The sequence below is a fragment of the Pseudomonas sp. BF-R-19 genome, assembly GCF_019956445.1.
Lineage (GTDB): Bacteria > Pseudomonadota > Gammaproteobacteria > Pseudomonadales > Pseudomonadaceae > Aquipseudomonas > Aquipseudomonas fluorescens_BH.
The window spans coordinates 145506-157985 of record NZ_JAHBDN010000103.1 but is presented as its reverse complement, the minus strand read 5'-3'; the positions used below and the strand labels follow the sequence as shown (position 1 = coordinate 157985).

Sequence of the window (12480 nt, the reverse complement as noted above, 5' to 3'; positions counted from 1 at the left end):
CGTCTATGCAAGCGGCATCTTGTTGGCCTGGGTCATTGACTGGTACTGAAGTCGTTTAATCCACGACTACAAGGTGCACAGTGAAATATTGATACCTCGGGGTTTTTCGATGATTGCCGCATATAAAGCGTTACTTGGAAGGCACGCAGTCACTGTATGCCTGATTGCTGCGACGGGCTGGGCCGCATGGTTCTGTGCTGGAGGACTGGCTGAGCAATTCATCGCACGGAAGTTGAATAACGTTTATGCCGACCTGCGTGCTGCTCAAGTGGAGCCTAATGCGCAGATCGACAAAGTACTGGAAACCCTCGGCGATCTTGATCGTTCGGGTCAGGAATGCTCCGTCGAGCAATACTCACAACTGGCTGACCTGGTCAAGAACCTGCGATTTGTTGATCAAGCGGCAATCCAGTTGCCCAACGGCAAGATCTGCTCCTCCTACGGACAAGAACTCCAGTCGATACTGGCCGGTAACGAGAAGCGCAAGTTCTCCGTTGGAAAGCGAAGCTATTGGGTCGATACCGGTCACGCAGTATCTGCGGACAGCGACTTTATCATCGTGTCGGAACAGTCGACCTACGTCTGGGTAAACAAGAAGATCCTGCTCGACAATTTGAAGTTTCCCGAGGACCTGCAACTGGACCTCATCGGTCCCGGCGGCGCAGTGCCTGTTGCCTCCACGGGCCCCAAGCCGCTGAAGATGCAGAAGCCGTTCCACCTTGAAGAACTGGTTACCTCGGCAGACAAGGTCCTGATCGCCTTTGCGGGCAAACGAAATGAACTGATCGCCGTCATTTCTCTTCCGTTGAGTTACCTGACAAGTCTCAAATTCAAACTATTCATTGGCCTTGTGTGCGTGTTCGCAGCGCTGCTCTTGCTCGCAAGGTGTGCCCAACGGCATTACACCTCTATCGCCGTACGACTTCGCAATGCCCTGAAAGCCAACACGCTGGGTGTTCACTACCAGCCTATCGTTAACTTGACGACGGGCTATCTGGTTGGCGCCGAATCACTTTCTCACTGGAGCGACAACGGCACCCAGGTGCCTGCAGATGTTTTCATTCCGGTGGCGGAAAAGTCTGACTTGATCCGCAAACTTACGCGCTCGGTGATTCGACAAGTGGCGCAGGATTACAGCACCTACCTTTGGGCGTGCAAGGACTTCTACATTACGGTCAATCTTTGCGCCCAGGATATTCAGGACCCAACCCTTCCAGACTATGTGGCCGACCTGCTGGCAACCTACAACATGCCCGCGTCCGCCATGACGTTTGAAATCACCGAAAGGACCTTGCTCGATCAGAAGTCTGCCGCCCTGCAATTGCGACGGCTTCGTGCGTGTGGACATCGCATTGCCGTGGACGACTTCGGTATCGGCTATTCCAATCTCTCGCTTCTGGATTCGGTGCCTTTCGACATTCTGAAAATAGATCGCTCATTCATCGCAGACGACAAGATCGCTGCCGAGGATGCCTTGTGGCGACACATTGCCCGTTTGGCCAAGTCGCAAAGACTCAAGGTCGTGGCCGAAGGTGTCGAGAGTCAGCAGCAACTGCCGCACCTGGTTTCGGAGGGGGTTGTATTGGCGCAAGGCTGGTTGTTCTGCAAAGCGCTGCCTGTTCAAGCGTTGGCAAGGCGCTACTTTCAATGCCCGGCAAACATCCCGCCGTACGACTCAAAAATATCAATCAATGACTTCTATTAACCCCTCACGGCCCCTCAAATGCTCGCCGAACCCTAACACCTGACAAACCTGTACAAGGACTCCACCACACATGCGACTTCGAAACCTTGGCTTCGCTTCACTGCTATCGTTGCTGTCTTTTCAAGCGCTCGCTGATGACAAAGGCTTATATCTTGGAGCTGGCGTAAGCAGCATACAGACCGACGAATCCAGACTGGACGACGACGACACCAGCTACAAGGTTTATGCCGGGTATCGCGTCAATAGCTACCTGGCCTTCGAGGGTGCCTATGTCGATCTCGGTCAATTCAAGGACAAGAATGTCGATTTCGACGGCAAATCGGCCCAGGCTGCCGCCCATGTCGGCTTTCCGCTGGGCGATCGGGTGCGGGTATTCGGCAGCGTCGGTGCTCACGCCTGGGACGCCGACGGCAATGCCACCGACGACGATACCGGGGTTGATCTGACCTACGGTGTCGGCCTGGAGGTCGATGTCTTTCGCAACATCGGCCTGCGCGCGGAATACGAAGTCCTGGAAGTCGGAGAGATCGACCTGAACCAGACGACCGCATCCGCCTATATGCTTTTCTGACACCGCTGCAACTGAGCGGCCTTGCCGGTCGCTCATCGCACTCTGCACAACATCCCCCGCCCTTACATGCAGGCGCTATCGATGCTCGCGTGTATGCCACAAGCGCAGCAGATAGAGCGTTGAATGCTGAATTTCATATCGAAGTTCATAGTGGCCGATCAGAATTCGACGCACATCCCGTGGGTCGAACTCCTCCAGGCGCTCACCAATGCGCGGGTTGCTCAGCAAAGTGCTCGGAGCAGCTGTAAGTTGCTGAACCGTATGGACTGCGGCGCAATGATTGACGGTGGCTAGAAACTCGTACAAACGGGCTACATCGGAAAGCGCCTTGCTGGTCCACTTCAACTCCATCAGCGCGGCACCGGTAACGGTGATTCACTGCTGAGGCTTTCGGCCCATGCCTGGACCGCTTGATGGTCGACAACACGGCCGGCATCCACATCGGCTAATGCTTCACGGGTCAGACGACTACGCTCTTCTTCCTGATCCAGCCACGCCGAAAGTGCCTGCTTGACGATCCAGTTTCGAGAACGATCCAGACGCTCTGCGAGCTCATCAACCCGTTCGGCCAGGTCTACTGGGACGTGTGCTGTCACTGATCGGGTTTTGACGGTAGTAGCCATGACATTTGCTCCTATGCCGCGAGATGCAGCAGACACCTGTTAACGTTATTCAGATTGCTTCAATGGGAACCAGATTAAATCACATCCAATAACCCAGGATGGTCAAGCACGATAGATGGTCATCGCGCATTGCATGCCCCCTAACCCGCCACCACAAACACAATGATCGGCCCACACACCGCCAGCAACACATTGGAAATCGCATAACACACGGTAAAACCAATCACCGGAGTATTGCTGCCGGACTGTTCGATGATCTTGTTCATCGACGCCGCTTCGGTCTGCGCACCGGCCAGTGCGCCGAACAGGATCATCGGGTGCAGGCGCAGCACATAGCGGCCGAAGTACAGCGCCACCAACGGCGGCACGATGGTGACCACGGCGCCGGACAGCAGCAACGCCAGGCCTTGTTCCTTCATCGCGGCAAAAGCTGCGGGGCCGGCCAGCAGGCCGACCACCGCGCCGAACGCGGTCAAGCCAAACTCGGAAAACGCCCATTGCGCGGCGGGCGGCAACGCGCCGATTTCCGGGTGGCGCGAGTTGTACCAGCCAATCACCAGCGCGGCGACCAAGACCCCGCCACCGATGCCCAGCTCCACGGGGATCATCCCGATATGGGTCGACAACAGCCCCAGCAACGAGCCCAGCACCATGCCGAGGGTGTGCATGGCGATGTCGCTCTTGTAGTTGTTCTCGCGAATCCGCCCTAACCGTTTGGCCACCGCTTCGACACTGGCGGTGCGGCCGGTCAGGGTAATCACGTCGCCTCGACGCAGCACGGTGTTGGGCAGCAAGGGCAACTCGTAGCCCTGGCGGGTGATGGTATTGATGAAGCAGCCCAGACGCCTGGCGCTTTCCAGGCGGCTTTTCGCCTGATGGATCGTCTTGCCGGCGAACTCCGGCGAGGTCACGACGATGTCCACCTCGCGGGTGGGGAAAGACAAGGATTCGGCATGGTCGATTTCCGGCCCGATCCACTGGGTGAGCGTGCCCACGGCTTCGCGCAAGGCATAGACCCCGACGATATCCCCGGCCATCAGCGTGAAAGCCTCGTCACGCTCGATAACTGTTCCTGCACGCACCACGCGCTCGACGGTCAGCGATTCGTACTGTTTCTCCACATCGGCAATGCGCTGCCCATTGGCCGAACCGTTGTCCGCCACCTGATGGGCGCGCACGACAATGCGGGTGTACGGCACAGTAATCGCGTCTTCTTCCTTGGCGATGCCCAGCTCCAGTTCCAGCTCCCGTGCCGACGCCTTGAGGTTCACGCCCAGCAGCTTCGGGGCAATGCTGCCGACGAAGACGATCAGGCCGATGGTGCCGAACAGGTACGTGATCGCGTAGGCAATCGCCATGTGGCTGTTGAGTTGGGCCCTGGCTGCGGTGTCGATCGACAGTTGATTGATGGCGCTGGTGGCGGTGCCCATGATCGCCGTATCGGTCAGTGCGCCGGCACCGAGCCCGGCGGTGAAACCGGCGTCGAAATCAAAGACCGCATTCATCAGCAGGATCGCCGCCAGCGCGGTCCCGCACAGCACCACACTCAACACCACCAGTTTCAGCGTGCCGCGATTGAGGCTGCCGAAAAACTCCGGCCCGCTCTTGAAGCCGACCGCGTAGATGAACATCACGAAAAATACCGATTTCAATCCGGTCGGCACTTCCAGCCCGATCTGGCCGATCAGCAGCCCCATCAACAGCGCACCGGCCACGGAACCGAGGTGGAAACTGCCGATGTGGATGCGGCCGACAAAGACGCCCAGGGCAATGGCCAGGAACACCGCGATTTCCGGGTCGGTCCGCAAGGCATGGAGCACAAACTCGATCATGGTGCGAACTCCCTTTCAGGCGTAATCAGGATTCCTTCGGTTCTTGCGCGGGGGCCGGGTACCACTTGTCCCTGGGCACCCATTTCTCCTGTTGCGGATCGCCCAGGTAGTGCGGCGACATGATCTGCACGCCGTACTCGTTGAACACATCCTGGATGTTGGCGTGCAGCATGCTCAGCAGCACCGCGCGCGGCCGGGGCTGACTGGGAATGGCCTGGGCCACCAGCCGGTATTCCGGGTAGAAGTCCGACAACGCTGTCTGGAACACCTGGGCCGGCGGCACCTCGAGAACCCCCGGCGTGCGTCTTGCGGCCTCCAGCAACATCGCCTCCACCTGCCGCCACGGCGTGTCGTAACCGATGGTCACGACGGTGTCGACCACGTAGCCGGGGCCTTGTACCACCCGCGAGTAGTTCTTGGTGACGGTGCCGGTGATCATCGAGTTGGGCAGAGTCAGCACCTCGCCCAGGCCGGTGCGAATGCTGGTGGTGAACATGCCCAGTTCGGTCACCGTGCCTTCGTAGTCGCCGATGCGCACAAATTCGCCGGGGCGCAGGGTTCGGGTGTAAGTCAGGATCAACCCCGCCGCCGCCTGGCCCACCACGCTGGTGGCACCCAGGGAAATCATCAGGCCGATCAACACCGACAAGCCTTTGAAGGCATCGGTGCCGGCACCCGGCAGGTACGGATAGGCCATGGCCAGAGCAAACAGCCAGATCGCCAGGGACGTCAGGCGTTGGGTCGGTTGCAGGGTTTCATGGTTCAGCCAGCTGAGGGTTCCCGGTACAGCCATGCGCCGCAGTATCCGCCGCATGAATGCAGTTGCGCCGCGGGCGATGAAGAAGATCGCCAGCGCCACGCCCAGCCCGGGTATGGCACCGACGATCCCTTGCAGCAGATAGCCGCCGAGCTCCAGCAGATAGTTGTTGAGGCTTTCGCCCCAGGGACGGGTATAGGGAAAGCGCGACAGGACAAAGCCCAGCCATTCGTACGTCAGCAGCAACACGATGATCCAGCGCACCAGCTCCAGCAGGCGGCTGGCCAACGGATACAGGTAATTGGCGTCGATCAGCGGCACCCGTCCGACTTTCAGGGCCTGGGTGTGCCGATGCATCAGTTCGGGCAGTTTCTTCAGCACTCTGCGCCGCAGGTACGACATGCCGAACAGCAGCGCGATGTAAACGCCAGTGGCGAGCAACGCGGCGACTACAGAGCGCAGGATCAACCGCAGGCTGCGCGCCTCCCGGGTTTCGGCCACGACCTGGCGCAGCCTGCCGGCCGCGGCTTCGGCGGCCTGCTGTACCGAGTCGTATTCGGTCTCGTCGAAATCATTGGGCGAAACGATAAAGGCACGCCGGCTTCCCAGCAGCACCATGTAGCTTTTCATGATCGGGTCGATGGTGACATTGAGGTCGTCGGCGTCGTCCAGCGCCTCACCGATCACCGTTTTCGCCCGTTTGACCCGCGAGGCCGGGGCTTCACCGAGGATGGTCGCGCGAAACACCATGATGCTGCGGTTGGCCACTTTCAATTCAACGGGAGCATCAACCACTTTCGGTGCATCCTCGGCCCACAGTTGCACCGACCCAAACATCCCGAAAACAGTAAACATTACAGCGAGCAGCCTGCTCCGCATGTGTCGGATCCTTACGTCACGAAATTCAGATCGAGGGTACGTATCGCAGCGTAGTTCACCGATGAACGGTTGTCAGATTAGAGCTACAGGCAGTTTCCCCATGGGTCTATTTCCTTGAAACAGTGCCCCGGCACCAGCCCATGAAAGTGGCTCAAGCAGCAGAAAGCGCGTAATTAACCGGATTCAGAAAACACTTAAGCCCCCTGTGGGAGCGAGCCTGCTCGCGATAGCGGTGGATCAGGCACGGGGATGTCGAATGTGCCGCCGCCTTCGCGAGCAGGCTCGCTCCCACAGGTTGAGATCTGGTCAGGCGGTCAGTGCCCGGTTCAAGGTCAGTTCAAGGTCAGTTCAAGGGTTGACCTGATAACCCTTGCCCTGCAAACAGCTGGTGTAAGCCGTCGTGGTGTTCGCCTGCGTAGTATTCGATTGCTCCCGGCGCTCCTGACGCTGGCGCGAACCACCGACGACCATACCGGCCGCGGCGGTTTCCTTGGCGCGGTCCTGGCGGACGTTCTGTTTCACGTCACTGTCGACACGATCATCAAACGCTTCGTGCTGATTACTGCGCACACCAGACGCCACGGCGCCGGCAGCAGCCCCCGCTGCCGCCCCTTTGACCCGCCCGCCCGATGGCGTCGAAGACGTCGATGCCGCCTGACTGTTGGCGATGCTCTGGCATTCGGACATATCCGCCTGCGTTTGTTGCGAACTTTGCCCTTTCATCGGCACCACCGATTGCGCCCATAGCGGGGCACTCAAAACCGACAAGGCGAGACACAGACTGATGGGTGACAATTTTTTCATGATGACCTCCGGATGAACCTGGTTCACTCCCAACAGGAGTTTAGATCAGCCCCCGTCAGCCACCCGGTTACTGACCGGCGGTGGGCTCGATCTCCATCACCAGTCGGTCGTCGACCCAACGCACCGGCACGGCCTCCAGTTGCGCGCCTTTACACGGGCCGTCGATGCAGTGCCCGTCGTCATAACGAAACATCGCGCTGTGATGGGCGCACATCAGGACCTTGCCGCGATAAGTGCAGAACTGCTGCGGATTGAAGTCCAGCGGCACCGAGAAATGCGGGCAGCGGTTGACGTACACCCACACCTGTTCGCCCTGACGCACCGCCACCAGCCCCGCAGGATGCAATTGCTGGTGCTGCGGCAGCCCCAACGCCCCGCCGTCGGCGATGTCGTCGAGTCGGCACAAAGTAATGGCGGTCATGGAAAACCGCGCAGCTCAGGGTTGCCCAGGCTCCAGTGCCAGGGGCGAATCTGCATGCTGGCGAACAGGCCCGCCTGCACGTAAGGATCATCCTGCATGAACGCTTCCACCTCCGGCAGGCTGCCCGCCTCGATGACCAGCAACGTGCCAGTCATTGCCGCGCCGGCATCGTCAAGGATCGGGCCGCCGAGGCGCACAACGACCCGATGGTCCCCGGTGACACGCAAATGCGCCTGGTGACTGGGCCGCAGACGCTGGCGCAGCGCCTGACTGTCCGAATGATCAGTGGCAAATACCGCAAAGAACTGGCCCATGATTCACGCGGACTCCATGACAAACTCATAACAGGCACGCTTGAACGGCACCTCCATGCCTAGCCTGGCGGACACATCGTCGTGGGTGTTCAGGTCTTCATAGATCACCTGCAACGACTGTTTCACCCCGAACACGGCGTCGGACGCCAGGTACGGATCATCGTGATTGAACAGGTGCGTCACCAGTTTGCGATAGCCCGGTACATCAATCATGAAATGCAGGTGCGCGGGCCGCCACGCATGGCGGTTGGCAGCGTCGAGCATGCGCCCCACCGGGCCATCGGTCGGTATCGGATAAGCCACCGGCACAATGCTGCGAATCGCGAAGCAGCCATCGGCGTCGGTGCGATAGCGCCCGCGCAAGTTGCCGAACGGTTGTTCGGTGTCCTGGCCGGAATACATGCCGTTTTCGGCGGTCTGCCAGACGTCCAGCACCGCACCGGCCAGTGCATTGCCGTGAGTATCGACCACGCGTCCGCGCACCAGCGCCGTTTCGCCCGGCGTGAAGGCCATGTTTTCACCAAATTCGCGATCCGGCATGCCATCGATATAAAACGGCCCGAACACCGTGGTCTCGGTTGCCGTCGCGCTGTGCCGGTGATTGATCGCATCGACCAGCATCGAAACGCCCAGGGTGTCCGACAGCAGAATGAATTCCTGGCGCACCAGGCCATCGCATTTGTGCCCGGTGTCGGTCAGGAAACCAATGCCTTCGAACCATTCCTGTTCGGTTAATTCGACCTCGCTGACAAACGCATGCAGGTGGCGCACCAGGCTTTGCATGATCTGTCTGTAACGCGCGTTGGGCGCATCGTTGAAGCTGTTCACTGCCTGTTGGGAGATCAGTGACTCCATGGCTTTGTCTTGATCGGTCATTGTTGTTATTCCGACGAGGATAAGAGTGGCTGGCAGATCAGGCTGGGGCCTGACCTTTCAGGGCACGGTTCAACAACGCCTCAATCGGGCCTTGTTCAAATGGCCGCGGGTTGTAGTAAGGGCTGGCGCAGGCGATTTGTGCGGCTTCGGCCGGGCCGCTTGCCGGGAAGCCGATGTCTGCCAGGGCCAGTGGAATGCCCAGCTTCTGGTTCAGTGCGTACAGCAAGGCACCGACCTCACTCGCCTCGCTCCCACCCAATGCCCGTGCAGCCCGCTGCAATGGCCCCGCTGCCGCTTCGCAGTTGTAATGCGCGGCGTGGGGCAAGACGATAGCGTGCGCCTGGGCATGGGGCAGATTGAACGTGCCGCCCAGGGTGTGGCAGAGCTTGTGGTGCAAGGCCATGCCGACCGAGCCCAGGCAAATGCCCGCCAGCCACGCTCCATACAACGCCTGGCTGCGCGCCTCGGGGTCATCGGGATTGCTGACCACGCCCGGCAAGGCCTGCGCCAGGGAGCGAATCGACTCCTCGGCCATGAAGCCGATGATCGGGTTGGCGTCCTCGGCGTACAGCGCCTCGACCGCGTGGGCCATGGCGTTCATGCCCGAACAGGCGGATATCTGCGATGGCAGGGTCAGGGTCAATTGCGGGTCGTAGATCACGGTCTTGGGCAAGACCTTGGGATCTCGCCCGGTTTTCTTCAGGCGGTTTTCGGTCAGCCCGTAGATCGGCGTCATCTCGGAACCGGCGTAGGTGGTCGGAACCGCCACGATGGGCAGGCCGGAATCCATCGCAATCGCCTTGCCCAGGCCGATGGTCGAGCCACCGCCGATGGCCACGCAGCAATCGGCGTCCAGCCGCGCCGCCTCAATGCGCGCCGCTTGCGCCACCTCCAGCGGAACGTGCATCACGGCCTTTGGATAGACGCCGGCGGCACGATCACCGAGCAATGCGGCGACCTGTTCGCCGAGCCCATGCTGTTCCGGCGTGGTGAGGATCAGCGCGCGCCGGGCACCCAGTCGTTCAATTTCCTCGGCCAGTGCCGAAAGCTTGCCCCAGCCGAACACCACACGGGTCGGCAGGCTTTGGTAAACAAAAGGATTCATGGCTGGCCTCAGCGCTTGTAGTACGGAGGAATGTTGGCGTCGACATTGACCCATACCGACCGGGCTTCGGTGTAATCGTGGATCGCTTCAAAACCCATTTCCCGACCGTAACCGGATTGCCCGACACCGCCAAACGGACTGCCCGGGTTGACCCGTTTGTAGCAGTTGATCCAGCACATGCCGGCGTGAATCGCGTCGGCCATTTTGTGTGCGCGGCTGATGTTCTGCGTCCACAGGCCGCTGCCCAGTCCGTATTCGGAGTCGTTGGCGATGGCCAGGGCTTCTTCGTCGGTGCCAAAGCGCACCACAGTCACGAACGGGCCGAAGACTTCTTCCTGGCAAACGCGGTCACCGGGCTTGGCTTCGACAATCGTTGGTTCGACATAAAAACCATTGGCCAGGGCTTTATCGTCCGGTGCCTTGCCGCCGGCGAGAATCTTGCCGCCCTGCTCGATGGCAATGTCGATGTAAGCCATGACGCGGTCGCGGTGCAGCGCCGAAGTCAGCGGGCCCATTTCGGTTTGCGGGTCCAGCGGGTCGCCCAGGCGAATGGATTTGGCCAACGCAATGAAACGCTCAAGGAATTGATCAGCGATATCTTTGTGCAGGATCAGCCGCGAACCGGCAATGCAGGCCTGGCCCTGGTTGTGAAAGATCGCCCAGGCCGCGCCGTTGACCGCCGCGTCCAGGTTGGCGTCTTCGAACACGATATTCGCGCCCTTCCCGCCCAATTCCAGCTGGATGCGCTTGAGGTTGCTTTGGGAGGCTTCGACGATCCGGCGCCCGGTGGCGGTCGAACCGGTAAAGGCAATCTTGCCCACATCGAGGTGTTCGGCCAGCGCTTGCCCGGCGGTGTGCCCGTACCCCGGCACCACGTTGACCACGCCTTTGGGGAAGCCGACTTCGGTCATCAGCTCGACGATGCGCAAGGTCGACAACGGGGTGATTTCCGAAGGCTTGATCACGATGGTGTTGCCCGCTGCCAGCGCCGGGCCCATTTTCCAGCTGGTGAACATCAGCGGGAAGTTCCACGGCACGATCTGCCCCACCACGCCAATCGGCTTGCGTTGCACGTAGTTGAGAAACCCGGCTTCGACCGGAATCACCGAACCTTCGATCTTGTCGGCCATGCCGCCGAAATAACGGAAGCACGCCGCCGTACGCGGCACGTCGAGGCCACGGGAATCGCGGATCGGGTGTCCGGTATTGAGGGATTCGAGCTGCGCCAGTTCTTCGCCGCACTCTTCGATCTTGTCCGCCAGTTTGAGCAACAGACGTCCGCGTTCGGCGGCGCCCAAAGCAGACCAGGCAGGGAACGCACGTTTGGCGGCGGCAACGGCCAGGTCGATGTCAGCGGCTTCGGCGGCAGCGATGCGGGTGATCAAATTACCGTCGTGGGGCGATACCACGTCAATGGTGCCGCCAGCGACCGCGTCCACGAAACGGCCATCGATATAGAGCTGATTTTGCATAATGGTTTCCTCGCACCGCGCGGCTGGCGCAGTGTTTGACGAAGTGATTCTTGAGCGCTTTGCCCGGCGCGAGACCGGGCCGGACACGAAGTCCTAGAACTCGATCGGATACGGCTTGAGCTCGCCGCTTTCGTAGCGTTGCGGCAGGTTCGGCGTGGCGTTTTCCCAGACCATCAGCATCGAGCGCTTGGTCGAGTAGCCCTGGTGACGGATGTCGGCGGGCATGGCGCAGATGTCGCCGGCACGCATGGTGATGCGCGCACGGGGATTGCCATCGTCCTTGTCGCCGACGTCCCAGATGATCTCGTCGGACATTTGCAAGAACCACTCGATACGGTCGTTGCCGTGGAACACCGGCAGGATGAATTCCTCGGTGGTCGGGCAGAACAGGCTGGCCTTGCACACCGAGGTCACCGACGGGTTCCAGGTCACGTCGGAGCGCGACAGGTACTTGAACAGGTTGAAGGCATGCAGTTCGCCTTCAAAGCCTTCGGCGGCATGGACCTCCGGTTCATCCTGCGGCACGTCGATGAACTGGCGGTTGACCGGCAGGTCGTCACGCAGCGGCGAGTCATCCTTCAGGCCCGGCATGCGTTTGGTGGCGATGCGGGAGCGCTCGATGGCCTGGATGTTGTTGCCGCTCTTGCGACCGAATGCGCTGCCGGTTTCTTCCGGGGCGGCGAAGGGGTCGAAGGTGGCGTTGGTCCAGTCCCGCAGGATCGCCTTGAAGGTGGCCATGATCAGCGGCGTTTCGAAGTTTTCGGTGTAGTTGACCCCGGCCGCCTTCAGCGTGCCGTTGAAGGTGCCAGCGTACAGATCGACCTTGCCGTAGTAGTTGCGGGTGCCGATGACGTGGTCAAAGTTGACCCAGCCATAGAAAAAGCCCCAGGCCACGTCGCGCATCATGGCGCGCAGGAAAGCGTCGACCGGAATCAGGTGCGAGCGGGTCTGGCCCTTGGCCGGCCAGGTGATGCGGGCGAAATACTCGTCGCGCGACAGTTCGAAGGCGCCGAGTTTGAATGAGCAGTAGCCAGTGACGGCGTGGGGGGCGCTGGCCTGGACTTCATCGTCGGCAAAATGCGCGGAGTCGGCAGCGGTTTCAAGCATGGCCATGGCGGGAT

At 60.3% G+C, this 12480-nt stretch carries 13 protein-coding genes; 2 read left to right on the top strand and 11 right to left on the bottom strand.

The genetic code is table 11. The features are described 5' to 3' along the window. Positions 1 to 109: 109 nt before the first annotated feature. Positions 110 to 1705 carry an EAL domain-containing protein gene (locus KGB28_RS28360; RefSeq protein ID WP_223448832.1) on the top strand — a complete coding sequence of 532 codons (1596 nt, stop codon included), beginning with the start codon at positions 110 to 112 and terminating at the stop codon, positions 1703 to 1705. A 70-nt stretch (positions 1706 to 1775) separates the two neighbouring features. Continuing rightward, the gene (locus KGB28_RS28355) at positions 1776 to 2276 is read left to right on the top strand and encodes an outer membrane beta-barrel protein (RefSeq protein ID WP_223448831.1); all 501 of its coding nucleotides are present in this window, start codon (positions 1776 to 1778) and stop codon (positions 2274 to 2276) included. 75 nt (positions 2277 to 2351) lie between these two features. Here the strand turns inward: KGB28_RS28355 and KGB28_RS28350 are convergent, their stop codons facing one another. The 11 genes from KGB28_RS28350 to KGB28_RS28300 all read right to left on the bottom strand — a co-directional run bounded on the left by KGB28_RS28350 (position 2352) and on the right by KGB28_RS28300 (position 12472). Next, positions 2352 to 2627 (bottom strand): type II toxin-antitoxin system RelE/ParE family toxin, encoded by a 276-nt coding sequence (locus KGB28_RS28350; RefSeq protein WP_223448830.1) that lies wholly within the window; start codon positions 2625 to 2627, stop codon positions 2352 to 2354. Then, on the bottom strand, positions 2627 to 2899 hold the full coding sequence (locus tag KGB28_RS28345; protein ID WP_223448829.1) for a CopG family ribbon-helix-helix protein: 273 nt from the start codon (positions 2897 to 2899) through the stop codon (positions 2627 to 2629). The genes KGB28_RS28350 and KGB28_RS28345 overlap by 1 nt, the downstream gene beginning before the upstream one ends. 140 nt (positions 2900 to 3039) lie before the next feature. Further along, positions 3040 to 4731 (bottom strand): aspartate-alanine antiporter, encoded by a 1692-nt coding sequence (aspT, locus tag KGB28_RS28340; RefSeq protein ID WP_223448828.1) that lies wholly within the window; start codon positions 4729 to 4731, stop codon positions 3040 to 3042. A gap of 25 nt (positions 4732 to 4756) precedes the next feature. Further along, positions 4757 to 6367 carry a mechanosensitive ion channel family protein gene (locus KGB28_RS28335; RefSeq protein ID WP_223448827.1) on the bottom strand — a complete coding sequence of 537 codons (1611 nt, stop codon included), beginning with the start codon at positions 6365 to 6367 and terminating at the stop codon, positions 4757 to 4759. Between the two features lie 348 nt (positions 6368 to 6715). After that, complete coding sequence (locus tag KGB28_RS28330) at positions 6716 to 7171, bottom strand: YMGG-like glycine zipper-containing protein (protein ID WP_223448826.1); 456 nt, start codon at positions 7169 to 7171, stop codon at positions 6716 to 6718. 67 nt (positions 7172 to 7238) lie between these two features. Further along, the gene (locus KGB28_RS28325; protein WP_223448825.1) at positions 7239 to 7592 is read right to left on the bottom strand and encodes a Rieske (2Fe-2S) protein; all 354 of its coding nucleotides are present in this window, start codon (positions 7590 to 7592) and stop codon (positions 7239 to 7241) included. Continuing rightward, positions 7589 to 7906 (bottom strand): YciI family protein, encoded by a 318-nt coding sequence (locus tag KGB28_RS28320; protein ID WP_223448824.1) that lies wholly within the window; start codon positions 7904 to 7906, stop codon positions 7589 to 7591. The genes KGB28_RS28325 and KGB28_RS28320 overlap by 4 nt, the downstream gene beginning before the upstream one ends. A 3-nt stretch (positions 7907 to 7909) precedes the next feature. Further along, the gene (locus tag KGB28_RS28315; protein WP_223448823.1) at positions 7910 to 8782 is read right to left on the bottom strand and encodes a dioxygenase; all 873 of its coding nucleotides are present in this window, start codon (positions 8780 to 8782) and stop codon (positions 7910 to 7912) included. Positions 8783 to 8819: 37 nt separating this feature from the next. Beyond that, on the bottom strand, positions 8820 to 9887 hold the full coding sequence (locus KGB28_RS28310; protein ID WP_223448822.1) for a maleylacetate reductase: 1068 nt from the start codon (positions 9885 to 9887) through the stop codon (positions 8820 to 8822). 8 nt (positions 9888 to 9895) lie between these two features. Further along, the gene (locus KGB28_RS28305) at positions 9896 to 11359 is read right to left on the bottom strand and encodes an aldehyde dehydrogenase family protein (RefSeq protein WP_223448821.1); all 1464 of its coding nucleotides are present in this window, start codon (positions 11357 to 11359) and stop codon (positions 9896 to 9898) included. 93 nt (positions 11360 to 11452) lie between these two features. Beyond that, complete coding sequence (locus tag KGB28_RS28300) at positions 11453 to 12472, bottom strand: hydroxyquinol 1,2-dioxygenase (protein WP_223448820.1); 1020 nt, start codon at positions 12470 to 12472, stop codon at positions 11453 to 11455. Between the last annotated feature and the right edge of the window lie 8 nt (positions 12473 to 12480).

What these genes read in the sequence shown, in the direction of transcription:
- KGB28_RS28305 (WP_223448821.1), bottom strand. Translation starts at nt 11,359, where the DNA reads ATGCAAAATCAGCTCTATATCGATGGCCGTTTCGTGGACGCGGTCGCT.
- KGB28_RS28310 (WP_223448822.1), bottom strand. Translation starts at nt 9,887, where the DNA reads ATGAATCCTTTTGTTTACCAAAGCCTGCCGACCCGTGTGGTGTTCGGC.
- KGB28_RS28325 (WP_223448825.1), bottom strand. Translation starts at nt 7,592, where the DNA reads ATGACCGCCATTACTTTGTGCCGACTCGACGACATCGCCGACGGCGGG.
- aspT (WP_223448828.1), bottom strand. Translation starts at nt 4,731, where the DNA reads ATGATCGAGTTTGTGCTCCATGCCTTGCGGACCGACCCGGAAATCGCG.
- KGB28_RS28320 (WP_223448824.1), bottom strand. Translation starts at nt 7,906, where the DNA reads ATGGGCCAGTTCTTTGCGGTATTTGCCACTGATCATTCGGACAGTCAG.
- KGB28_RS28330 (WP_223448826.1), bottom strand. Translation starts at nt 7,171, where the DNA reads ATGAAAAAATTGTCACCCATCAGTCTGTGTCTCGCCTTGTCGGTTTTG.
- KGB28_RS28345 (WP_223448829.1), bottom strand. Translation starts at nt 2,899, where the DNA reads ATGGCTACTACCGTCAAAACCCGATCAGTGACAGCACACGTCCCAGTA.
- KGB28_RS28360 (WP_223448832.1), top strand. Translation starts at nt 110, where the DNA reads ATGATTGCCGCATATAAAGCGTTACTTGGAAGGCACGCAGTCACTGTA.
- KGB28_RS28335 (WP_223448827.1), bottom strand. Translation starts at nt 6,367, where the DNA reads ATGCGGAGCAGGCTGCTCGCTGTAATGTTTACTGTTTTCGGGATGTTT.
- KGB28_RS28355 (WP_223448831.1), top strand. Translation starts at nt 1,776, where the DNA reads ATGCGACTTCGAAACCTTGGCTTCGCTTCACTGCTATCGTTGCTGTCT.
- KGB28_RS28315 (WP_223448823.1), bottom strand. Translation starts at nt 8,782, where the DNA reads ATGACCGATCAAGACAAAGCCATGGAGTCACTGATCTCCCAACAGGCA.
- KGB28_RS28350 (WP_223448830.1), bottom strand. Translation starts at nt 2,627, where the DNA reads ATGGAGTTGAAGTGGACCAGCAAGGCGCTTTCCGATGTAGCCCGTTTG.
- KGB28_RS28300 (WP_223448820.1), bottom strand. Translation starts at nt 12,472, where the DNA reads ATGGCCATGCTTGAAACCGCTGCCGACTCCGCGCATTTTGCCGACGAT.